The organism is Tamilnaduibacter salinus, from assembly GCF_003096655.1.
Taxonomy (GTDB): Bacteria; Pseudomonadota; Gammaproteobacteria; order Pseudomonadales; family Oleiphilaceae; genus Tamilnaduibacter; species Tamilnaduibacter salinus.
Window position 1 is genome coordinate 306,729 of the sequence record NZ_QEKQ01000004.1, and the last position, 22,668, is coordinate 329,396.

Consider the following 22,668-nt stretch of genomic DNA (forward strand, 5'->3'; position numbering starts at 1 on the left):
CTCACGCGGTGTTGTCGGTCGGCTCGGACTCCGGCTCGTAGGCGGGCAGGCGGAGCCGGACGCGGGTGCCCCGTCCGTCAGCGACGGGGCTGTCGACCTGAATATGACCGTAATGCTCTTCCACGATGCTGTAAACCAGCGACAGACCGAGGCCGGTACCCCTGTTGGGGCCCTTGGTGGTGTAGAACGGCTCGAAGATGTGATCGAGCTGGTCGTCCGGAATACCGCTTCCCTCGTCAAGGATTTCGATGATAGCGGAGTAGGCTTCGCGCTTGCCACTGATGCGAATACACCCTTCATCCGGCGACGCGTCCCGGGCATTGGCGAGCAGGTTGACGAACACCTGCTCCAGGCGCTGTTCGTCGCCCAGCACCAGCAGGTCATCAGGGCAATCGGTCTCGTAGCTCAGGTGCCGACCCTTTCCGGACAATGACAGCAGGTTGACGGATTCGTCCACGCACCGGCGCAGTGAAACCGCCTCATAGCGGTTGGCAGGAGCGTGATTGCCGCTGCGTGCAAAGTTCATCAGGGATTGCAGAATGCGCGAGATTCGACGTGTTTGCTGCTGAATCTGGTCCGCGGTGTCGAGAATGTCCGGGTCGTCGGTCTCCAGCTTCAGGTTCTGTGACAGCGAGGAGATGCCGGTCACCGGGTTGCCGATTTCATGAGCCACACCGGCCGCCAGCCGGCCGACGGAGGCCAGTCGTTCGCTGTGGATCAGCTCGTCTTCGAGAAGCCGGGTTTCGGTCTGGTCCTCGACCAGTACGATATTGCCGCCCTCAGGGTGTTCCGGGCCACTCAGAGTGGATTTGTGCAGGTTGAACCAGTGGGGGCGGCCCCTCAGGTCCAGCCGGTGCTTGTACCGGTGCACCTCGTCCCCGAGTACAAAGTCCTCGAGCAGTTGCCGCCACTGGTCGGGCAGGGTGCTCAGGCGTGCCCCGACCACGTCATCCGCTTCGATGCCGGTGACCGCCTGCATCGCGTGGTTCCACATCAGGATCTCGCCATCGTCGCCGACGGAGCAGGCCGCGATCGGCAGGTTCTGGAGTGTCTGGCGGTAGTGGCGGCGGAGGTTGTCCAGCTCTCCGGCCAGCCCGGTCAGCTGGCTTTGATAGTCCCCCAGTGCTTTTTCGATATAGTGGATGTCCTGCGCGGGGTCCCGGCCTGCCTGCGGTTTGAAGCCGAGGTAATGCTTGACGATGTCCTGGGCGACCGATGGCCCCATCATGCCCGACAGGTTGACCTCGATCTGGTCCCGCAGGCGTCGCAGCTGATAGGGCCGGTATTCCACGGGCGGCAGTTTCAGGGCATTCAGCGCCCGATCCACCTCGCGCCGGGCGACGTTGGCGCCCAGTGGGATGGCCAGCTGGTGTCGGAACTCGTCCGAGGACCCGGCCAGCAACTCCCGACGCTGGGGGCGGGACAGGGCGCCCATGGAGCAGGCCTGTGCGGCACTGTCCTCGTCGGGCGTGGTGGTGCTGACCATGGAGGTCAGGGCAAAGACCGAAACGTTCACCGTCAGGGCGACGAATGCGTAGATGTGGGCGGTTTCCAGTGTTGCAGCGGGCATTCCCAGATGGGTGAGCAGGTCCGGGACCGTCGAGAACGGAACGACCAGGGTGACGATCCACAGCACCATACCGGCCGCCATGCCCGAAATCAGTCCCTGGCGGTTGCCCTCCGGCCAGTAGATGACGCCGAGCGCCCCCGGCAACAATTGCAGCACGCCGGAGAGTGCGATGATGCCCAGCGCCCCGAGCGACAGCTCCTTGCCGATCCACTCGTGGAACAGCAATGCGGCAAGGATCGTGACGGCGATCAGTGAACGCCGGACCCATCGCAGCCAGCTGTAGATATCGGAGCGCTCCCGCGGGGGGTAGAGTGGCAGGACCGTGTGATGCAGCAACATGCCAGAGAGGGACAGTGTGCTGACGATGATCAGTGCCGATGCCGCTGACAGCCCAGCGATGTACATCAGCAGAGTCAGTGATGGGCTGCCCAGTGCCATGGGAATGCCCAGCACATGGAGACTGGCCGGCGACGTGACCCCCAGTGCCTGTGCACCCCAGTAGATGACGGGCACGGGGAGAGCCAGCAGCAGTAGCTGAAGCGGCATGCCCCAGGTGGCCTTGGCCATCGCTCGGGGGGTGGGCTGCTCACTGAAGATCATGTGATACATGTGCGGCAACACCAGCGCGCCAGCAAACGCCATCAGCATCAGGGCGCGCCAGCTGCCGTCATGCAGTGGCTGACGGAAGGGCATTTTGCCCCGGTCATTGGTGGCCAGCCAGGTGCTGAGATCGTCCAGACCGCCGAATACGGTCAGCAGGATAACGGCGCCCAGCAGTGTCAGGGCCCCGACCTTGACCAGCGAATCGAACGCGATGGCGGCCACCAGCCCCTGATGGGTGCCGCCACTGTCTGAATCCCGGGCCCCGAACAGAGCGGTGAACAGGATCAGCGCCAGGCTGAACAGCGTGGCGGCGACGCTGGGTGACAGGTCGGGAGCCAGCAGGGCCGCCGCATCGGCCACCGCTTTGATCTGCATGCTGAGCAGGGACAGGATCGCGGCCCCGGAGATGACAGTGACCAGCGTGCCGGCGACCTGGCTCCGGTAGCGGAACGCGAACACATCCGCCAGTGACGTGAGCTGGTACGCCCGGCTGATGCGCAGCACCGGTGACAGAAGGACGGGTGCCAGCAGAAAGGCGCCGCTGATGCCAATGTAGTAGGCCAGGTACCCGAAACCGAACTGGTCCGCCATGCCCAGGGCGCCATAGACGGCCCAGATGCCGGCAAAGACACCCAGGCTCAGCACATAGACGAGCGGATGGCGGACCCATCGTGAGGGGACGCGGGGACGTTCTGACACCCAGGCAACAGCGAACAGCAGGAGCAGATAGCCCAGGCTGACGGTAACCAGAACCGGTGGACTAAAACTCATTGGGGTCCCGTCGCCACTCCAGCCAGAAACCGAGCATAATCAGCGCGGCCCACGCCAGGAAAGGGGAGTACCAGATGCTGCCGGGACGGATCCACCAGTCGAGGATGTTCGGCGAGAAGATGTAGATGGCCAGAACCAGCAGAAAGACCAGCCGGTAAATGTACATGCGATCGTCCTTTTCGGGATGACGCTATCGAGCAATACAAGGCGTTCAGCCGGATCGGTTCCCTTATACCATGGGGTCACCGGCGCTGTCAGGCGCGGGAGCCGGCTGTGCCGGCAGTTGATCCGGGCGCCAGTGGCGAATGCCCCAGTCGATGAGCGACGCCGGTGAGGCCGATGCGAGTGTCGCCGGCGGTGACTGGCCGAGCGCCTGCAGGGCGCGGAAGAGGTTGGTGCCGGGCTGATCGTCATCCAGTGGCGGGGCGTGGGTCTGCTTGCTCAGCTTCTGGCCGCTGGTGTTGAGGATGACGGGCAGGTGCAGCCAGGAGGGTGTCGTGCCGCCGAGCAGGTCATAAAGGCGGATCTGCGCCGGGGTGGTGTCCAGCAGATCGTCTCCCCGGACCACGTCGGTAATGCCCTGGTCCATGTCATCAACGACCACCGCCAATTGATAGGCGTAAAACCCTTCCTTGCGGCGAATGACCGGGTCGTCGATTTCAGCGCGTGTGATGGCGGCCTGCTCGCCCAGTGCCCGATCCGTCCAGCCGATGGTGGCATCGTCCAGCGTCAGTCGGATCGCGTGGGCCTGATCGGCTGGCTGAGGCTGTTCCCGGCAGTGGCGGGGGTGGCGACCGTCATGCTCGCGCAGCTCCCGCCGCGAGCAGGGGCACCGGTAGGCCTGATGGTGGGCGAGAAGCTGCTCAATCGCGCGGTCATAGGCGTGGTGGCGATTGGACTGATAGCGAACCGGTTCGTCACTTTGGAGGTGATGGACCTCCAGGCTTTGCAGGATCTGCCGGGCGGCACCGGGCGGTTCCCGTAGCGGGTCCAGGTCCTCGATGCGCACCATCCACTGGCCGTTATGGGCACGGGCATCCAGATAACTGGCCAGGGCAGCGACCAGCGAACCGAAGTGCAGTGGGCCGGTGGGTGAGGGGGCGAATCGGCCCCGGTAGGCTGATGTCATAATCACGGCCGGCCGGAGCGGGTTCCGCCCGCTCCGGTCAGTGATGTCGGTGTCACCGGTTCAGATGCCGGTCTGCCGCTCACGAATTTCGGACAGGGTCTTGCAGTCGATGCACAGAGTCGCCGTGGGCCGGGCCTCCAGACGACGAATGCCGATCTCAATGCCGCACTGATCGCAGAAGCCGTAATCGTCTTTATCGATCCGGTCGATGGTCTGGTCGATCTTACGAATCAGTTTGCGTTCACGGTCCCGGGTCCGGAGCTCCAGGCTGAATTCTTCTTCCTGGGTGGCCCGATCGCTGGGATCGGCGTAATTGGCCGCCTCCTCCTGCATGTGGTGCATGGTGCGGTCCACTTCTTCCATGAGCTGTTGTTTCCATTCCATCAGCAACTGCCGGAAATGCTCCAGCATCTCGTCACTCATGTACTCTTCACCCTTGCCCTGCTCGTAGGGGGTGAAGTTGCCCAGGCTTTCCTGAATCTTGTCGTCTGTGTTCGGCATAGAAAACAGCCTCTTTGTTGTGCTCCGGTAAAAACTCCGGCACGGGATGCCGCCGGAGGCCCGTTCCCTGGGAGGGTCTGACGACCGGTCACCGCAGCCGTCAAGCGTAGCAGATGCTGCCCCTTTGGTCCGACCCGGCAGACCGGCGAATCTGCGGAAAATAGCAGATTACCGAGGGGTGTACCAGCCCCGTGACACGGCGCAGACACGGGTCGAATCAGTCCACTCTCTGGCCCATAATACGCGCCTTGATGAGGAACGGAGCAAGAGGCCTGCAATGGATTTTTCGCCGCCCTTGATTGAGGGGGTCCTGGTGCGCCGCTACAAACGCTTTCTGGCCGATATCAGGCTGACCGACGGGGCCGAGGTGGTGGCGCATTGCCCCAACACGGGTTCCATGCTGGGCTGCTGTGTTCCGGGGAGCCGGGTCTGGCTCAGTGAGTCGAGCGATCCAAAACGCAAGCTGCGGTATACCTGGGAACTGGTGGAGACGTCGCCGGGTGAGATCGCGTGTATCAATACGGCACGACCGAACCGGCAGGTTCGGGAGCTGCTTGAGTCGGGCGGGGTGCCGGAGCTTGCGGGGTATCCGACGATCCGTTCCGAGGTGCGTTACGGGCAGGAGAAAAGCCGTATTGATCTGCACCTGTCGGGGCATGCCCGTCGGGCGGACGCCTGGGTGGAAGTGAAAAACGTGACGTTGGCCGAATCAGGGCAGGGGTACTTTCCCGATGCCGTCACCACTCGCGGTCAGAAGCACCTCCGGGAACTGATGGAGCAGGTCCGGCTTGGCGACCGCGCGGTCCTGCTCTTCTGTGTCAATCACACCGGCATCCGCTCGGTGGTGCCGGCCGATCACATTGACCCGGCCTACGGGCGCCTGCTTCGGGAGGCGCTGGCGGCTGGCGTCGAGGTGATGGCCTGGCAAGCGGACATCACCGGCCAGGCCATCACTCTGACGCATCCGGTCGATGTCTACTTCCCCATGTTGTAGCGCATCCGGGTGCCGTGGTTCAGGGACATCACGATTTCATCAGCGTGCAGCTCGCGCGGAAACAGGCAGCCTGAGATCTTCGCGCCGGCGATGCTGGCGCCCTCGAGCATGGTCTCGCTCAGGTCGATCCCTCGAAGATCCGCGCCCCGGAAATACGCGTGGCTCATGTTCAGGCCCTGGGCATGCATGCCTCGCAGGTCCAGTCCCCGGAAGTCGCCATGGGCGAAGTCCGGCAGCGTCTCAAGTCGCTCCCTGGCCTCGTTGAACGCGTCAATGTTTTCGTTCCGCAGAGTCTGGTAAAGCGGGTGATCAATGGTGTGAATGTCTTCTTCCACGGTGATGCCTCCCCGTTTGTTGAGTGCTTAGGCCGGTGACGCCGACTCGCCTGGGTGATCCGTGCGCGGGTCGACCCGGAAATGCCCGCGAATGCGTTCGGCCAGCAGCTCCGCCGCGCCTTCCGCATCGGTGCGGACATGAATGGTGTGGGTGCGCTCCTCTTCCGTCAGCGATTCGGCCCACTGCCGTTGGGCGTCGAGCAGCGACTCAGTGGCTTCCGATGCGTCGCCCTGACGTTCGCGGACCCACTGGCGTCGGGTTTCTTCCGGCGCCTCGCAGTCAATCAGGCAGAACGGAAGCCCCAGATTGGCGGCGACCGACTCCAGTTGCTCCCGCTCCTGCTGCTTGAGCGCGGCGGAATCGACGATGACCGGCATGCCAGCCTGGAGCAGGGCGCCGGCAAGCTGACTCAGCCGGTCGTAGGTCTCGCGCGTTGCCTCGGCGGTGTACAGATTGCCCTCCTGTTCGCTGTGGCTCTGTTCCAGTGGGTCGAGCCCGAACAGGCGTTTGCGCTCCACGTCGGAGCGAAGCCGAACCAGCCCGAGGCTGCGGGACAGGGCTGCACTGATGACGGATTTGCCGCTGCCGGAAAGTCCGGTTGTGGCCAGCAGGTAGGCGTTCGGGATTCGGGTGTAGGTGTCGGCCAGGGCCGCATAGCGGCGGTAACTGTCCAGCAGTTCGGCCCTTGCCTCGTCGTCCAGGTCCGGATTCTCACGGGTGAACAGCGCGATCTTGGCCCGGACCATGGCGCGATACGCCTTGTAAAGCGGCAGCAGCGCCAGTCCCTCATAGTCGCCTGTGTATTCCAGCCAGGTGTTCAGTGCCTCCGTGGCGAGGCCGTACTCGTCGCGGGACTCAAGATCCATGAGTAGAAACGCCAGATCGTTGAGGACGTCGATCCAGCGGAAGGAGTCGTTGAACTCAATGCAGTCGAAAACGGTAGCCTGGCCGTTCTGGAGGGTGATGTTCGACAAATGCAGGTCACCGTGGCATTCGCGGACGAATCCATCATCCCGGCGTTTCTGGATACGGTCCCGGTGCCGCTCGAAGGTAGACTGGGTCCAGGCCTCCAGCTCATCCACCTGCCGGAGCAGATCGGCGTCCTCAAGCATGGGCCGGACCTGATCAAAGTTCTCCTGCATGGCGCTGCCAATGGCGCCCGCGGTGCCCAGTTCGTCATCCGGCGGATCAGTGGGCAGGTTGCGGTGGAACAGGGCGGTCTGGTGAGCCAGATCCCGGATGATCCCGCTCGTCAGCTCACCACGCTCCTGCATGCCGTCCAGCATCCCGGCCTGATCGAACTGGCGCATGCGGATGGCGTACTCGAACGGCTCGCCGTCGCCGTTGAGGACCGGGGCGCTGGCGCTGCCGGTGATGGGCAACACGTCCAGGTAGAGGCTGTCCGCCATGCGGCGGTTGAGACGGACCTCTTCATGGCAGAAGGTTCTGCGGCGCTCGAGCGTCGAGAAGTTGAGGAAGCCGAAGTCCATTGGCTTCTTGATCTTGTAGGCAAACTCGCCCGTCAGAATCACCCAGGAAATATGGGTTTCGAACACCCGGAAACCATCCACCGGGTGATCGTAGAGCGCAGGGTCCTGCAGGGCGCTGATCAGCTCGCTGCTCACAGAGTTCTCCTTGGCCATTTATCAGTGTTTGTTGCTGTATCTTAACGGCGCGAAAGGGATATTTGTATATAATGCGCCGCATGAAAAAGGCCCGTTCCTCCAAGAAGTCTCCGAGTCATCCCTGGCGGCGGCTGATCTGGCAACTCGTTATCGTTGCGCTGATCATCCTGGCCGGTTGGGTGGTCTATCTCGATGCTGTTGTGACTTCCAAGTTTGAAGGACGACGCTGGGAGGTGCCGTCCCGTGTTTTCGCGCGGCCGCTTGAGATCTACGATGGCGCCCCGATCAGCGTGGACAGCCTGCGATACGAGCTGGATCGCCTCGGTTACGAGCCGGTACGCCTCCCGTCGGAACCCGGCAGCTACAGCCGTTCCGGAGGGCGTTTTACGATTTACACCCGTGCCTTTCGCTTCCCGGATGGGGAGCAACCGGCGCGGCAAATCTCGCTGACCATCAACGGCGACCGGGTCCAAGCCTTTCAGGTTCGCAAAGGGCCGACGACCCGCGTGATGCGCCTTGAGCCGGTGCAGGTGGGGGGCATCTACCCCTCTCACGGCGAGGACCGGGTGCTGGTATCGCTGGATGAGGCGCCGGCCCTGTTCCGGGAAGCGCTGCTGAGCACGGAAGACGAGGACTTCTTCGATCACTGGGGCATCGCGCCCTTGTCGATTCTGCGTGCCCTCTGGGCAAACATCCAGGCCGGTCACGTGGTTCAGGGGGGCAGCACCCTGACTCAGCAACTGGTCAAGAACTTCTATCTCACCCGGGACCAGACCCTGGTGCGCAAGGCGAACGAGGCCATCATGGCGCTTCTGCTGGAAGCGCATTATGAAAAGAACGACATTCTCGAAACCTACCTGAATGAGGTCTACCTGGGGCAGGCCGGGTCCCGGGCGATCCATGGTTTCGGTCTGGGGAGTCAGTTCTATTTCGGGGAATCGTTCCGACGCCTGGATCTGCATGAAGTGGCCTTGTTGGTGGCGGTCATCAAAGGCCCCAGCTACTTCGACCCGCGCCGGCACCCGGAGCGGGCCCGTGAGCGCCGTAATCTGGTGATCCGACTGATGGAACAGGCCGGTCATATCAGCCGTGAGCGGGCCGACCAGGCACAGGCCCGTTCGCTGGATGTGGTTGACCGGCCGTCCTTCACAGGCGCCGAATACCCGGCGTATCTCGATCTGGTGCAGCGCCACCTGTCCCGGGACTATCGACAGGAGGACCTGCAGAGTGAAGGGCTGCGGATTTTCACCACGCTGAACCCGGCCATTCAGCGATCGGCTGAGAACGCCGTCGCCGAGCGCCTGGCCCGTCTCAATGACCGATCGGAGAAAACGCTCGAGTCCGCCGTGGTGGTCACCAGTCGAGACAGTGGTGAAGTGGTGGCGCTGGTTGGCGGCCGTGAGTCGCAATACGACGGGTTTAACCGGGCGGTGGATGCCCGTCGTCCCATCGGTTCCCTCATGAAGCCGTTTGTCTTCCTGTCTGCTCTGTCGCGTCCGGAGGACTATACGCTGGTCACGCCGTTGAAGGATAGGCCGTTCGCGCTGGTGTTCGACAACGGTCGGGAGTGGAAGCCGGAGAACTACAGCGGTGAGGCTCATGGAGAGGTGCCGCTGCATCGGGCCCTGTCCCACTCGTACAATCTGGCATCGGTCCGGCTTGGCCTGGGTGTGGGGGTTCCAGCGGTGCGCAACACCCTGGACAAGCTGGGGCTGGCCCGTGATATCCCCACCTACCCTTCCATGCTGCTTGGTGCGGCATCCCTCTCGCCCGTAGAGGTGGCGTCGCTCTATCAGGGGATTGCGACCGGCGGGTTCAATACGCCGCTGCGGACCATCCGCGAAGTGACGACGGCCGGTGGCGAGAGCCTGTCCCGCTACGGCCTTGAGGTGAAACAGGTGGTCGATCCGGCCGCTGTTCATCTGGTGCAGTATGCGATGCAGGAGGTCATGCAGGAGGGCACCGGCAAGAGTGCCTATCGGTATCTGCCCCGCGAACTCGGGCTGGCCGGCAAGACCGGGACCACCAACGACGGTCGGGACAGCTGGTTTGCCGGATTCAGCGGTGACCTGCTCGCGGTTTCATGGGTCGGCCGGGATGACAACGGCCCGACGCCACTGACAGGGGCGACCGGTGCCTTGCCGGTCTGGGCCGATCTGATGTCGCGTATCCCCCAGAACAGCTTCTCACCGGTGGTGCCGGCGGAGGTGAACTACCACTGGGTGGACAGTGACAAGGCAGCGCTGACCGAAGAAGGCTGTGGCGAGGGCCGTTATATGCCGTTCATTGCGGGCAGTGAGCCGACCGATCGTGTGGCCTGCTCCGGCAGCCTGGGCGGTCAAATTCGCAACTGGCTGCGGAGCGTCTTTTGATGGGGACTCGAATTGGCGGACTGATTCTGGGCGGCATTCTTCTTGCCGGGTGTGCCGGCGGCCCCGGACCTGATATCTACGTTCCGGCGCAGCGGCCGGTGGACAGCGACACCTCGTCTGAAGCGCAGGGTGATGAACCCGCCTCACGTCCTTCGGTGGAGGCGCGTTCGGCGCCGAGTCACCAGAGTGAGGCGCCGTCCCTCTCGCCTGCCGCTGTGAGCCTGATACGGGATGCCGACCGATTGATGCGCAATGACCAGGTCGGTGCCGCCATCGGACGGCTGGAACGGGCGCAGCGTATTTCTCCCCGCTCGGCGGAGGTCTACTATCGGTTGGCCCACGCCTATCGCGCGAACGATCAGTTGGGGAGAGCGGAGCAGTTCGCCCTGCGTGGTCTGTCGCTGACTGGTGACAGTGTGCCGCTGCAGCGAACAGGGTGGTCTTTGCTGGCGGATATCCGGCGCTCGGCCGGGGATATGGCGGGGGCCGAGAAGGCTCAGCAGAGGGCCCGGGCCCTGTAAGCGCCTAAATGGCGATGGTGTGTGCCTGAGTCCCAGCTGGGGAATGGCGTTGGCCAGCTTGGCGATGCCCTGTCAGGCGGTCTGCCCCGGTAACCGAATTCCCCTGAGCGAGCAGAGAGAGGCCGCCATGTGCGGCCTCTTTTGTTATGGGTCGATCACTGTGGAAGCTCAGAAAGCACTTTCTCGGCGGCCGTGATCGTGTGCTGAATGTCCTCGTCCGACAGCGCGGCACAGATGAACCCGGCTTCAAAGGCCGAAGGCGCCAGATACACTCCCTCCCGAAGCATGCCTTTGTAGAAGGCGCCAAACCGTTCCTTGTCGCAGGCGGCCACCTGATCAAACCGCGTCACGGAGGATTCCTCCGTGAAAAAGAGCCCGAACATCGCTCCGGCCCGTTGTGTGACCATGGGGATGCCCGCCTTGTCCGATGCGGCTTGAAGACCCTCGGTCAGCCTCTGGGCTTTTTCTTCGAGGCGGGCGTGGAAGCCTGGTTCTGAGAGGGCTTCCAGTGTCGTGAGACCGGCGCGCATGGCCAGTGGATTCCCGGAGAGGGTGCCCGCCTGGTACACCGGGCCCAGTGGCGCAACATATTCCATGATCTCCCGTCGCCCGCCGAAGGCGCCCACCGGGAGTCCGCCGCCGATTACCTTGCCAAGCGCTGTCAGATCGGGCGTGACGCCATAGCGTTCCTGTGCGCCTCCCCGGGCGACCCGGAAGCCGGTCATCACTTCGTCGAAGATCAGCAGACTGCCGTGTTCGTCACAGACCTCGCGGAGCCCTTCGAGGAACCCGGGTACTGGCGGCACACAGTTCATATTGCCCGCCACCGGCTCGACGATGATGCCGGCAATCTGGTCGCCCATCTCACGGAAGACCTCGCGGACGCTGTCGATGTCGTTGTAGGAGACTGTCAGGGTGTGTTCCGCCAGGCTGGCGGGAATGCCCGGGGAATTGGGAATGCCCAGTGTCAATGCGCCGGACCCCGCCTTGACCAGCAGGCTGTCGACGTGACCGTGATAATTTCCCTCGAACTTGACGATTTTGTCGCGGCCGGTGTAACCGCGGGCCAGCCGGACGGTGCTCATGGTGGCCTCGGTGCCGGAGTTGACCATCCGGACCATATCGATGGACGGCACCAGCTCGCAGATCTTTTCTGCCATGGCGGTTTCAATGGCAGTCGGGGCGCCATAGCCGATGCCGACATCAATCTGTGCGTGCAGGGCGTCCACGACGCGCTGGTCGTGGTGGCCAAGAATCATCGGTCCCCAGGAGCCGATGTAGTCGATGTACTGGTTGTCGTCCTCGTCAACCATATAGGCGCCACGTGCGGTCTTGATGAACAATGGCACGTCACCAACACCTTTGAAGGCCCGTACCGGCGAATTGACGCCACCGGGGATGACTTTGCAGGCATTCGCAAAAAGGGTGTCAGACTGTGTCATCAGGAGCTCCTGTCTGGGCTGGCATGAAAAAGTTGGTCGAAGGCGCGAGCCCGCGCCGCCACATCGTCTGTCGCGAACAGGCCGCCGATGACGGCCAGCAGGTCCGCACCATGGGCAATCAGCAGGGCGGCATTCTCAAGCGTGATGCCACCAATCGCGCTTGTGGGCCGGTTCAGAGTTTGGGCCTCGGTCAGGATGTCGGGCGTGGCGGCGGGCGCCTCAGGTTTTGTCACTGATGGAAAGAAGCGACCGAAGGCGAGATAATCGGCGCCCTGATCGGCCGCTTCCCGGGCGAGGTCGAGTCGGTCGTGACAGGTTCTGCCAACCAGGGCCTGATCGCCCAGCCGGTGTCGAGCCTCATCGACGCGCCCGTCCGACTGACCCAGGTGGACGCCGTCGGCGTCAATGCGCTGCGCCAGGTCCAGGTCGTCATTGATCAGCAGCGGCACATGATAGTTCCGGCAGAGAGATAGCAGCGATTCCGCGCGTCGGCGACGGTCCACCTCGCCGGCGGCTTTGTCCCGGTACTGGACTAATACCGTGCCCCCCTGCAGGGCGGCTTCGACCGCCGGGATCAGGCGGTCTTCCGGCAGCAGGGTTGGATCCGTGACGGCATAGAGCCCCCGCGGCACGGTCCTCATGCGTGATCCCCCGGCTGATGGCGGTCCGGTACGGGTTGTCCTCCACCCACGTTCATCGCGTGCTCGATGGTACGTCGGACGTACTGTTGGGCATGGTCGATGGCGGTTTCCAGATCGTGGCCCTCCGCCAGGCCTGAGGCGATGGCGGCTGCCAGCGTGCAGCCCGAGCCGTGATATTCGCCACCGTGACGCGGGAGGCGCCAATGCTGCGATGTGCCATCCTGATAGAACAGCTGGTTGACCACCTCGGGCCCTCTACCGTGCCCCCCCGTTGCCAGAACGGCCCGACAGCCCTGATCGGTCAGTGTTCTGGCCGCTTCTGCGGGATCGTCACGGCCGCCCAGGCTGGCCAGTTCAACACCGTTGGGTGTGATGACCGTCGCCCGTTCGAAGAGCCGGGTGCGTATGGCGTCCAGCAATGCCGCGTCGGCCAGATCGCCTCCGCCGGCGGCCTTGATGACCGGATCGACGACCAGTGGTAACGGCCCGTGTTGCTCCAGGAAGTCCGCCAGGACAGAGACCACTGCCTCGTTTCCCAGCGCCCCGGTCTTGACTGCATGGATCGGAATGTCGCCCGCCAGCGCCTGAAGCTGTTGACGAATCAGGTCCGCGTCGACTGGCGCTGCATTATGGACATTATGGGTGTCCTGCACCGTCAGGCAGCCAAGTAATGGCAGGGGGTGCCCACCCATGGCGGTGACCGCCTGGATATCCGCCTGGAGACCAGCCCCTCCGGAGGGGTCGAGGCCGGAAAGAATCAGCACGTTGGGACGTTTCATCAGTTACTCGTTATCAGAAGGGTTTGACGATCGCCAGTATCACGACCGCCGTCAGAATCAGTACCGGGAATTCATTGAACCAGCGGTAAAAGATGTGCCCGCGACGATTGGCATCGTCACGGAAAACGCGGACCAGATAACCGCAGTAGAAATGGTACGCCAGCAGAATGGCCACGAGAACCAGTTTCACATGCAGCCAGCCCTGGCTGAAATAGGCCGAGGGGTGATAGCTGATGAGCCAGATTCCGAGCAGGACCGTCGCCACCATCGAAGGCGTCGTGATCCCCCGGTAGAGCTTTCGTTCCATGATTTTGAACCGTTCGACGCTGGCAGTGTCCGTGGCGCCGCTGTGATAGACAAACAGCCGGGGTAGGTAGAACAGGCCGGCAAACCAACAGACCATGGCAATCACATGAAACGCCTTGACCCACAGCATGGTGTTATCTCCGCTTGTACTGGTAGTGGTGTTCGATGTCGGCCCGCTGGATCAGCCCTAGAATGCGTTGGATGCCCGGCGCGCCGTGGCGGGTCACGTAAAGGGCTTCGGCTTTGGTTTCGTCGAACCGATTCAGGGCCTCTTCCAGCGTGGCCTGGAATTCTACGGGCGCCAGGTCCCGCCGGTTCGCCGGAATCTTCATGAGGTCGATGACAGCGGGCTCCGGCTCGTCTAACGCGTCCTCGGCTGCCGTCAGTTCCTCGGCATGGTCTTCCAGGTGCCTGGCCAGATCCACTGCCGGCATGGCCGCTGTGGGGCCCTTCTGACCATCAATGACCAGCCACCGGGGCTCTGTCTTGAGCAGCTTTCGGGCGGCCTTGAGGGTGATGTTCCGTCGTGTGCGACGTACGCTGCGCTCCATGATGCCCGCGACCGACACCCGTCGGAGTGCCTGGATGACCGGGTTGGTCTGGTAGCTCATGCCCTGGCTGCGCAGCACGCTGAGAAAGATGGATCGCTGTCCGAAGACCTGGTTGGCGATCAGGCTCGAGGTGGTGATAATCAGCATGCCGGGCAGGATGATGTTCGGGTTCCGTGTCAGTTCCAGTAATGCCATCAGAGCGGCAAGCGGGGCTTGCAGGACGGAGCCCATCATGGCGCCCATGCCAAGCATGGCGTAGAAGCCAATGCCGGAGACAGCGTTCGGTGCGATCTGCGCGCCGATCAGCCCGAACGCGCCGCCCAGAGTGGCACCGATGAAAATCGTGGGGCCGATCAGGCCGCTGGGCATTCCCAGCCCGATCGTGACCGCGGTGGCCACCAGTTTTGCCAGGGCGACCCCGATCAGTACGCCCACCGTGAGCTGGCCATGAATGGCCTTGCTGACCGTGTCGTAGCCGATGCCCATGACTTCCGGCACCAACGCCGCAAACGGCACCATGATGAGCCCCGCGACGGCCATCCGGAGCGTGATCGGGTGGTGGTTGAAACGGGTGGCCGCCACCAGGAGCCGAACAAAACCGGCCGATGCGACACCGATCGCCACGGCGATGGCCAGTATCCAGGGGATTTCCAGCAGTGATTGCATGGTGGGCGCAGGCACATCGAAGGCCGGCGTTGTGCCGTAGACGGCCTGGGTGACGACCGCAGCGCTGACGGAGGCCATAATGATGGGCGTGAACCCGGCAATGGTGTACTCCATCATAACCACTTCCATAGCGAAGATAACGCCCGCGATGGGCGTGTTGAACGAGGCGGAAATGGCAGCGGCAGCTCCGCAGGCCACCAGAGTCCGAATGCTGTTATTGGGGAGTCGCATCCACTGGCCGATCAGGCTGGACGCCGCGGCACCGAGGTGAACCGCCGGCCCCTCCCGTCCCGAGGACTGACCGGTAACGACCGTGCCGACCCCGGTAATGAACTGCACCATCGCGCTCTTTAGTGAGATGTAACCCTGGTGGTAGTTCAGGCGCTCAAGGATATAGGTGACGCCGACTTTCCGGTCCGAGATGTGCAGCCGGTGCAATAGCAGGCCGAGCAGCAGGGCGCCTCCAAGTGGCAGAAGGCTGCGGGTCAGCAGGGGGAGGCTCTCGAATGCCTCTCCGGTCTGGCCCGGAAGCCAGGTGGCCAGCGGCCACTCGATCGCAAACCGGAACGCCAGGATGACCGCGCCGGTGATAATGCCGGAGACGAGGCCAAGGATGGTGAGCTGGGGAAGCCCGTCAACACCGGCCAGTTTCCGCCGGAACAGGGGAAACAGTTCGAGGTTGATCCGGTCCTTCCAGCTGCTCATTCAGAGTCTGATGTCCTTTGCTCTCGTTTCTCGATGGGGGAGCCGTTATTGTACCCGTCGCCTCTGGCGGCGCAAAAACGGAGCCGTGATCATGTTAAACTCGGTTGCAACAAATGTGCATTAAAGAGCGAGGAGGCAGCGTTGATCAAGGTCGGTATCGTGGGGGGCACCGGGTACACCGGGGTGGAGTTGCTGCGGATTATGGCGGTCCACCCGGACGCTGAGATCGTGACCATTACGTCACGATCCGAGGCCGGTATGCCGGTGACGGACATGTATCCCAACCTGCGCGGCTACTGCGATGGGCTGGCGTTCACCGACCCGGACGATCAACAGCTGGCCGATTGCGACGTGGTGTTCTTTGCCACGCCGCACGGTGTGGCCATGCGCTCCGTACAGACCTTGTTGGACGCTGGCACCCGTATCGTCGACCTCTCCGCTGATTTCCGGCTTCGCGACCTGTCGGTCTGGCAGCAGTGGTATGGCATGAAGCACGAAGCGTCTGAGCTGGCCGGGGAGGCGATCTATGGATTGCCGGAAACTGCCCGCTCCCGGATTCGGGAAGCCCGCCTGGTTGCCAACCCCGGCTGCTACCCGACGGCGGTACAGCTCGGCTTCCTGCCACTGCTTGAGGAGCGGCTGGTGGATCCATCGCGACTCATTGCCGATGCCAAATCCGGTGCCAGTGGTGGCGGGCGTCAGGGCAAGGTCGCCATGCTGCACGGCGAAGTTGGCGAGAGCTTCAAGACCTATGGTGCGTCCGGCCATCGCCATCTGCCGGAAATCCGCGAGGGGCTCGAGCGGGCCAGTGGCGGGCCGGTGGGCGTCACGTTTGTCCCGCACCTGATTCCGATGGTGCGCGGGATAGAAGCCACATTGTATGCTGATCTGAAGGATCCGTCTCAGTTTGACCGCCTCCAGGCGCTCTACGAAGAACGTTTCAGCGACGAGCCGTTTGTTGATGTCATGCCGTTTGGGACTCATCCGGAGACCCGCAGCGTGCGGGGTGGCAACATGTGCCGGATCGCCCTTCATCGCCAGGAGAACAGCTCGGTGGTGATTGTGTCGGCGGTCATTGACAATCTCGTTAAGGGCGCGGCGGGTCAGGCCGTTCAGAACATGAACCTGATGTGCGGTCTGTCGGAAACGGCGGGGCTGGACATCCCTGCCCTGCTGCCGTAAGGGGTTTGCGGCTTGGCGAGTGAACCGTCTTCCGGAGATTATGTCGTCGTCCGTCATCAGCCGGGGCGTCGGGTCTGGCAGTTCGTGATCCTGTTGGTCCTGTCAGTCGCCAGTATGTTGATCGGTTACATGGTGGGCATGGCGGAAGGCGGTTTTCGATTCAGTGACATGGCCAAGACCCGCTCGATGCTGTCGGAGGACCTGGCCGAGGTCCGTGAGAAATACGCCGAGGCCCGGCGCGAGATGGTGACGCTGAGGCGGGGGCGACGCATCGACGAACAGGCGCTGGCCGATGCCCGGCACTCAATCGCCGCTCTGGAAGGGCGGATTGATGAGCTCCAGGCGGATCTGACGTTCTACAAAAACATCATGGCACCATCGGAAGCGAATGATGGACTGCGCATACAGCGCCTTGAGTTGAAGGCAAAGCCAATGGCGCGGCGATATGCCTATAGCCTCAGCCTGACGCAAGTGGATGACAACCGTCGTTATATTGAGGGCGTTGTGGCCGTCAATGTGATCGGGCGTCAGGATGGTGAGCGACGGGTAATCGCGTTACGGGAACTTTCCGGCGAGGTTGAGGAGCTGGGCATTCGTTTTCGCTACCGGTATTTTCAGAATATCGAGGGTGTAATGGCATTACCGGAGGGCTTTACGCCTCTTGAAGTCCAGGTAGTGGCCAAAGCCGAAGGGCGCAGCCCGGCTCAAAGCGAACGCACGTTTAACTGGCAAGCAACGGTGGAGAGCTGACACCCATGATGGGGAACAAAAAACAGAAGACCCGCAAGCCGACCGGGAATTTTGACACGCTGATTTCCAGCAAGACGGCTGTTTCTGGTGATGTTCACTTCACTGGCGGGCTGCATGTGGATGGTCGGGTCCATGGTACGGTTTCGTCTGAAGAAGGCGAGGAGGCCGTTTTGCGACTGTCTGAAATCGGGCGAATCGATGGGGATATCGTTGCACCACATGTCATCATCAACGGGACCGTCCACGGTGATGTCTACGCTTCTGAGCATCTGGAGTTGGCCCCAAAGGCCTCCATTACCGGAAACGTCTACTACAACCTGGTGCAGATGGCGATGGGCGCGGAAGTGAATGGCAATCTCGTCCATCGAAAAGAGCCGGTCGGCCTTCTGCGGCAGGCGAATCCTGAGCCCGCCGCTCAGGATGAACCGGTGCACGGGGTGAGTGAAGACGATGCCTCTTAATAATTGACGGTTTTACTCAGGCATTGGATAATCCAGACAGTATTCGAGGGTAAGTTCAGGAGGCAGCCTTGAGCGCAGTCCAGGAACAGGTTCCGACGCCACTGTTTTTCAGCGACAGTGCCGTGTCAAAAGTTCAGGAGCTGGTCGAAGAGGAAGGCAATCCGGAACTCAAGTTGAGGGTGTTTGTCACCGGGGGCGGTTGCTCCGGCTTCCAGTATGGCTTTTCGTTTGATGAGGATCTGGAAGACGAGGACACGACGATTGAGCGTGAAGGCGTTACGCTCGTTGTGGATCCCATGAGCTACCAATACCTGGTGGGCGCGACCATCGACTACCAGGAAGGGCTTCAGGGTGCTCAATTCCTTGTCAACAACCCCAATGCCACCACAACCTGTGGGTGTGGTTCCTCCTTTTCGATTTGAGGGCCGGCCGGCGCGCTCCTCTACGCTGGCCAGATCCCCCCAAGAATTTTCGGCGAGTTCGCGCCTGTAACCGACGGAAGGTTGCCCGGCTGGCCGTTAAGTGTCTGCCGTGCGAGCCAGGCAAAGGCGACGGCCTCAACCCAGTCCGGTGCCAGGCCGAGCGTATCGGTTGTGTCGATTGGCGCGCTGATGGTTGATCTCAGGCACTCCATCAGGAATTGGTTTTGGGCGCCACCACCACAGATGTAGAGCGTCTTCGGGGCGCCGGCAGGCAACTGGCGGTTCAGCGTCTCGACGGTCAGCGCCAACAGTGTTCGCTGAACATCCTCCGGTGAGGTGTCCGGGTGGCGCCGCCGGTATGTCTGTATCCATTCCAGGTTGAAGCGTTCTTTTCCGGTGCTTTTGGGGGCCGGCAGGGCGAAATAGGCGTCGGTCAGCATGTCCTCCAGAAGGCCTTGGTCAATCTGCCCCTGTCGCGCCCAGTCGCCATTATCGTCAAAGGGGCGGCCGTTCTGGTCCAGGCACCAGGCATCCAGAAGCGCATTGCCGGGTCCGGTATCAAAGCCGTTGGCGGCACTGGCATCGCCAGCCGGTAGCCACGTGATGTTGGTGATGCCACCGATGTTCACGATGCAACGATCTTCCGCCTCATCCCCAAACCAGGCCCGATGGAACGCGGGCACCATGGGCGCTCCCTGGCCGCCCGCAGCCATGTCCCGACGCCGAAAATCGGCGACCGTCTGGATGCCCGTGCGTTCTGCGATCACGTTCGGATCACCGATCTGCAGGGAAAAGTTCTGATCGCCATTGGGTTGGTGGCGGATGGTCTGGCCATGGCTGCCGATCGCCCGAATTCGGTCGCGGTTCAACCCGCTTTCCTTGATGACGCGGCAGGCGGCTTCCGCGAACGTCTTGCCGACGGCCTGATCAATGGCCCCAACATCGTCCGGTGTCCCCTGATTCTGACTGAGTCTGAGAAGTTGCTGGCGGAGCGTCGGGTCGTAGTGGTGGGAGAGGGTCTTGTGAATCTCGATGCGTTCGGGGAGAAAGGACACCAGCACGGCGTCAATGCCGTCCATGCTGGTGCCTGAGATGAGGCCGAGCCAGATGTCAGCCGTCATTGTCAGTGGCTCTTGGTCCAAGGGCCAGCTGATGCTCGCCTTCCTCCTGGCGCAGGGCTGCCAGAAGGGGGCGGGTCGATGCCCGGAATGCCGGCATTTCCGAGTCCGGCACCGGTTTGGCCTCTGGCAGGCTCACTGTTCGTGAGTTACGCGGTGCGCCGTTGATGCGGTATTCGTAATGCAGGTGAGCGCCGGTCACCATGCCGGAGGCGCCAACATACCCGATGATTTCTCCCTGCTCGACTCGTGTGCCGCGCCCGATGTTGCTCTTGATGCGGCTCATGTGCGCATACAGCGTGGAAATGTTGTCGCCGTGCTGAATGACGACGGTACGCCCATAGCCCCCTTTCCACCCTGAAAAACGAACCCGGCCGTCACCGGACGCCTTGATGGGGGTGCCAACGGCGGCCGCGTAGTCCGTCCCTTCGTGCGGGCGAACAGTGCCCAGCACCGGGTGGCGGCGCTGCAGGTTGAAGGGTGACGACACGCGGGCATTAATCGGCGTCCGGAGGAATTCTTTCTTGATGCTGCGCCCGTCCGGCGTGTAGTAGTCCGTGTCGCCGTCCTGGTCGGTGTAGCGCAATGCGGTAATGCGCTCGCCCTGATTGATAAAACTGGCCGCCAGGATGTCGCCGGTACCAATGCGCTCGCCATCCAGGTGCTTGGTTTCGTACAGCACTTCGAAGCGATCGCCTCGGCGGATGTCGTAAACGAAGTCAATCTCCCACCCAAACAATCCGGCGATTTCCATGGTCAGCCGGTCGTTCAGACCCGCTTCCCGAGCGGCCAGATAAAGCGACCCGTCGATCTCGGCGGTCGCGAATTCGGTCTGGATGTCGGGCTCGCGGGTTTCGACACTGCCGTAGAAGCCCCCGTCCTTCCTGTCAATCACCAGCGATTCCAGCCGGTCCCGCTTGAGGCGAATCGTTGTCAGGTCGCCATTTGCATCGGTGCCGAAGCGGATTGTTTCGCCCGCGTACAGGCGCTCGATGTTTCCTGCCTTGCCTTCGCCGTTAACGACCGACAGCATGAGCGCGTCGCTGAAGCCTGCTTTCTGAAACAGACTCGAAAGGCTGTCGCCCGATTCAATCTCAAAGGCCTGCCAGTTGATCTTCGGCGTCGCCGGAGGGGCGGCTTCCGGTTTCTCTGGAGAAGACTCGGCGATGGAGACGCTGCCCGCTGGATTTGCGGGCTTGATCTTGGCTGCCGAAGGCAGTGTCGGCTGTGTTTGTGCGCTGTCGGTCGTGTCCGGCGTTGAGACCGCAACGGGAGCCGTCGCATTGGCGGCCCTCTCCGGCGGTGCAAGTGCGACCGTGGTTCGCGTGGTCTTTTCGGGCTCTTCGGGGCCGATTGCCATTCCGGCCGCCACAGCAACACTGATGGTCGCAATGGCGACGACGTGGCGGCGGGGAAAGGCCCGGACCAGACTAAACAGGGACTTTTGGCGTTGAGTCATGATGTTGTGACGCTCAATTCAACTTGTCGATGAAGTATAGAGTACTCATGGGCGCTGAGAAAGCGTCCATTGGGGCGTCAGGCTCTTCCCGCCGGGGGGAGACTTCATGGCTGGCCCTGTTATAATCCGGCGCGATTCTTCACGGGCTGGCGTTTTCTCGGTGTGTTCGGTCGCCAGACCCCCGTCATTATCAAGAGGCGCATCGTATCATTCTGAGAGCTGAGCCCCGTTTGGGCGTAATGTTTTGCCGCCTTTTGTTGTGTTCATGTAAACCGGGTGTGGCCCCGGTGCAGCGAGAAAGCGAGGAAGCGCACGCATGACAACGATCGATGAGGCCCTGGCGGTCATCAAGCGAGGTGTGGATGAACTGCTGCCTGAAGAGGATCTGGTTGAAAAGCTGAAGTCCGGGCGCCGACTGGTCATTAAGGCGGGGTTCGATCCGACGGCTCCTGATCTGCATCTCGGGCACACCGTTTTGATCAACAAGCTGCGCCAATTCCAGGACCTGGGGCACGAGGTGGTGTTTCTGATCGGTGATTTCACCGGCATGATCGGTGACCCGACGGGGAAGAGTGCCACCCGTCCGCCATTAACCCGCGAGGAAGTCGTCCGCAATGCCGCCACCTACAAGGAGCAGGTGTTTCGGATCCTCGATCCTGGGAAGACGACGGTGGTCTTCAACTCGGACTGGATGAATGAGCTCAGTGCGGCGGATATGATTCGCCTGGCCGGGCAGTACACGGTCGCCCGAATGCTGGAGCGCGATGACTTCGCCAAGCGGTATGAGGCGGAACAGCCAATCGCCATTCATGAGTTTCTGTACCCGCTCGTTCAGGGGTACGACTCTGTAGCGCTCAAAGCGGACGTGGAGCTGGGCGGTACGGATCAGAAGTTCAATCTGCTGATGGGGCGCATTCTTCAGAAGCACTATGATCAGGAGCCTCAGGTCATCCTGACAATGCCGATTCTTGAAGGGCTCGATGGCGTCCAGAAGATGTCGAAGTCGCTTCACAACTATATAGGCGTGACCGATTCACCGGGTGAGATGTACACCAAGATTCTCTCGATGCCGGACGAATTGCTCTGGCGCTACTATGAGTTGCTGAGTCTGCGTCCGCTGTCGGAAGTCCGGGAGTTCCAGGCTGCGATCGAGCAGGGGGCCAACCCGCAGGAGTATAAGAAGCTGCTGGCGGAGGAGATTATCACCCGCTTCCATGATGAGGAGGCCGCAAAGACGGCGCATAAGTCCGCTGGCAATCTCGTTGCGCTGGGGGAGATACCAGAGAATGTCCCGGCGGTTGATGTGGCGCTGGGTGATGAGGAAGCGCTTCCGCTGGCACGAGTGTTGCGCTTGGCCGGGCTGGTGAAGAATGCGGCGGCAGCGAAGGACGTACTCAAGCGCGGTGCCGTCTATATGGATGGTCAGCCGGCGGAAGGCAGTGTCATGTTTGGGGTCGGTGATGAGTCGGTGCTGCAGGCCGGGAAGAAGAAGATTGCCAGGGTCCGGATCGTTGAAGGCGATTGATTGAAGAAATGTTGTTGACAGTGTTGGCTGTCCCTGTAGAATGCGCATTCCTTTCGAGGCACAGCCCATTAGCGGGGTGTTTCGGGAAGAGACAACCGACTGATTTTCTGGCTTTTTCATTGGTTTGAAAATAACGGTTGACAACAAAGAGATTTGGCGTATCATGCGCGGTCTCTTAAGGGCGAAAGCCCAGCTCTTTAAAAAGCAGGCTGAGTAATTCGTGTGGGCGCTGGTTCGGT

The 22,668-nt window shown here is 62.1% G+C and carries 21 protein-coding genes; 8 read left to right on the plus strand and 13 right to left on the minus strand.

The window, feature by feature from the left end:
• Window position 1: 1 nt before the first annotated feature.
• From C8D92_RS08190 to dksA, 4 genes are all read right to left on the minus strand, one after another.
• Window positions 2–2,944 (minus strand): ATP-binding protein, encoded by a 2,943-nt coding sequence (locus C8D92_RS08190; RefSeq protein ID WP_116919022.1) that lies wholly within the window; start codon window positions 2,942–2,944, stop codon window positions 2–4.
• Window positions 2,934–3,110, minus strand: coding sequence for a hypothetical protein (locus tag C8D92_RS15670; RefSeq protein ID WP_165819254.1), 177 nt, complete (start codon window positions 3,108–3,110; stop codon window positions 2,934–2,936). The genes C8D92_RS08190 and C8D92_RS15670 overlap by 11 nt, the downstream gene beginning before the upstream one ends.
• Window positions 3,111–3,173: 63 nt before the next feature.
• Window positions 3,174–4,073 carry a tRNA glutamyl-Q(34) synthetase GluQRS gene (gluQRS, locus tag C8D92_RS08195; protein WP_095609446.1) on the minus strand — a complete coding sequence of 300 codons (900 nt, stop codon included), beginning with the start codon at window positions 4,071–4,073 and terminating at the stop codon, window positions 3,174–3,176.
• Between the two features lie 60 nt (window positions 4,074–4,133).
• Window positions 4,134–4,574 carry an RNA polymerase-binding protein DksA gene (gene dksA, locus C8D92_RS08200; protein ID WP_095609445.1) on the minus strand — a complete coding sequence of 147 codons (441 nt, stop codon included), beginning with the start codon at window positions 4,572–4,574 and terminating at the stop codon, window positions 4,134–4,136.
• 277 nt (window positions 4,575–4,851) lie between these two features.
• Here dksA and sfsA point away from each other — a divergent pair, with 277 nt between their 5' ends.
• On the plus strand, window positions 4,852–5,568 hold the full coding sequence (gene sfsA / locus C8D92_RS08205) for a DNA/RNA nuclease SfsA (protein ID WP_095609444.1): 717 nt from the start codon (window positions 4,852–4,854) through the stop codon (window positions 5,566–5,568).
• On the opposite strand, the gene C8D92_RS08210 is transcribed toward sfsA, so the two are convergent.
• Window positions 5,550–5,903: a pentapeptide repeat-containing protein gene (locus tag C8D92_RS08210; RefSeq protein WP_095609443.1), complete on the minus strand. Its 354-nt coding sequence runs from the start codon at window positions 5,901–5,903 to the stop codon at window positions 5,550–5,552. The two genes, sfsA and C8D92_RS08210, sit on opposite strands and share 19 nt — an antisense overlap.
• 27 nt (window positions 5,904–5,930) lie before the next feature.
• A complete protein-coding gene (locus C8D92_RS08215; RefSeq protein ID WP_095609442.1) occupies window positions 5,931–7,547 on the minus strand; it encodes a bifunctional aminoglycoside phosphotransferase/ATP-binding protein in 1,617 nt (538 codons plus the stop codon).
• A gap of 53 nt (window positions 7,548–7,600) precedes the next feature.
• Between C8D92_RS08215 and mrcB the strand changes: the two genes are divergently transcribed.
• Both mrcB and C8D92_RS08225 read left to right on the plus strand, forming a co-directional pair.
• Window positions 7,601–9,901 carry a penicillin-binding protein 1B gene (gene mrcB / locus C8D92_RS08220; protein WP_095609441.1) on the plus strand — a complete coding sequence of 767 codons (2,301 nt, stop codon included), beginning with the start codon at window positions 7,601–7,603 and terminating at the stop codon, window positions 9,899–9,901.
• The gene (locus tag C8D92_RS08225) at window positions 9,901–10,422 is read left to right on the plus strand and encodes a tetratricopeptide repeat protein (protein ID WP_095609440.1); all 522 of its coding nucleotides are present in this window, start codon (window positions 9,901–9,903) and stop codon (window positions 10,420–10,422) included. The genes mrcB and C8D92_RS08225 overlap by 1 nt, the downstream gene beginning before the upstream one ends.
• A 155-nt stretch (window positions 10,423–10,577) precedes the next feature.
• Here C8D92_RS08225 and hemL read toward each other — a convergent pair whose 3' ends face one another.
• From hemL to C8D92_RS08250, 5 genes are read right to left on the minus strand one after another with little or no spacing between them, the layout of a single operon-like run.
• Window positions 10,578–11,864, minus strand: coding sequence for a glutamate-1-semialdehyde 2,1-aminomutase (gene hemL / locus C8D92_RS08230; RefSeq protein WP_116919023.1), 1,287 nt, complete (start codon window positions 11,862–11,864; stop codon window positions 10,578–10,580).
• Entirely contained in the window at window positions 11,864–12,505 is a 642-nt protein-coding gene (thiE, locus tag C8D92_RS08235) for a thiamine phosphate synthase (RefSeq protein ID WP_116919024.1), read from the minus strand. The genes hemL and thiE overlap by 1 nt, the downstream gene beginning before the upstream one ends.
• Window positions 12,502–13,284: a bifunctional hydroxymethylpyrimidine kinase/phosphomethylpyrimidine kinase gene (thiD, locus tag C8D92_RS08240; RefSeq protein ID WP_116919025.1), complete on the minus strand. Its 783-nt coding sequence runs from the start codon at window positions 13,282–13,284 to the stop codon at window positions 12,502–12,504. The genes thiE and thiD overlap by 4 nt, the downstream gene beginning before the upstream one ends.
• Window positions 13,285–13,297: 13 nt before the next feature.
• Window positions 13,298–13,720 (minus strand): protoporphyrinogen oxidase HemJ, encoded by a 423-nt coding sequence (hemJ, locus tag C8D92_RS08245; protein WP_095609436.1) that lies wholly within the window; start codon window positions 13,718–13,720, stop codon window positions 13,298–13,300.
• A gap of 4 nt (window positions 13,721–13,724) precedes the next feature.
• On the minus strand, window positions 13,725–15,512 hold the full coding sequence (locus C8D92_RS08250) for a chloride channel protein (protein WP_116919026.1): 1,788 nt from the start codon (window positions 15,510–15,512) through the stop codon (window positions 13,725–13,727).
• Window positions 15,513–15,653: 141 nt separating this feature from the next.
• On the opposite strand from C8D92_RS08250, the gene argC reads away from it, so the two are divergent.
• The 4 genes from argC (at window position 15,654) to erpA (ending at window position 18,327) form a co-directional block, all read left to right on the plus strand.
• Complete coding sequence (gene argC / locus C8D92_RS08255; protein WP_116919027.1) at window positions 15,654–16,694, plus strand: N-acetyl-gamma-glutamyl-phosphate reductase; 1,041 nt, start codon at window positions 15,654–15,656, stop codon at window positions 16,692–16,694.
• Between the two features lie 12 nt (window positions 16,695–16,706).
• Window positions 16,707–17,444 carry a DUF6776 family protein gene (locus tag C8D92_RS08260; protein ID WP_116919028.1) on the plus strand — a complete coding sequence of 246 codons (738 nt, stop codon included), beginning with the start codon at window positions 16,707–16,709 and terminating at the stop codon, window positions 17,442–17,444.
• Window positions 17,445–17,449: 5 nt separating this feature from the next.
• A complete protein-coding gene (locus C8D92_RS08265; protein ID WP_095609432.1) occupies window positions 17,450–17,905 on the plus strand; it encodes a bactofilin family protein in 456 nt (151 codons plus the stop codon).
• Between the two features lie 68 nt (window positions 17,906–17,973).
• Window positions 17,974–18,327, plus strand: coding sequence for an iron-sulfur cluster insertion protein ErpA (gene erpA, locus C8D92_RS08270; protein WP_095609431.1), 354 nt, complete (start codon window positions 17,974–17,976; stop codon window positions 18,325–18,327).
• A gap of 20 nt (window positions 18,328–18,347) precedes the next feature.
• Here the strand turns inward: erpA and C8D92_RS08275 are convergent, their stop codons facing one another.
• Together C8D92_RS08275 and C8D92_RS08280 are read right to left on the minus strand one after the other, a co-directional pair.
• Entirely contained in the window at window positions 18,348–19,448 is a 1,101-nt protein-coding gene (locus tag C8D92_RS08275; protein WP_116919029.1) for an anhydro-N-acetylmuramic acid kinase, read from the minus strand.
• Window positions 19,438–20,904: an OapA family protein gene (locus C8D92_RS08280; RefSeq protein WP_243402402.1), complete on the minus strand. Its 1,467-nt coding sequence runs from the start codon at window positions 20,902–20,904 to the stop codon at window positions 19,438–19,440. The genes C8D92_RS08275 and C8D92_RS08280 overlap by 11 nt, the downstream gene beginning before the upstream one ends.
• Before the next feature lie 316 nt (window positions 20,905–21,220).
• On the opposite strand from C8D92_RS08280, the gene tyrS reads away from it, so the two are divergent.
• Window positions 21,221–22,429, plus strand: a complete 1,209-nt coding sequence (tyrS, locus tag C8D92_RS08285) for a tyrosine--tRNA ligase (RefSeq protein WP_116919030.1) — start codon at window positions 21,221–21,223, stop codon at window positions 22,427–22,429.
• Window positions 22,430–22,668 lie beyond the last annotated feature (239 nt).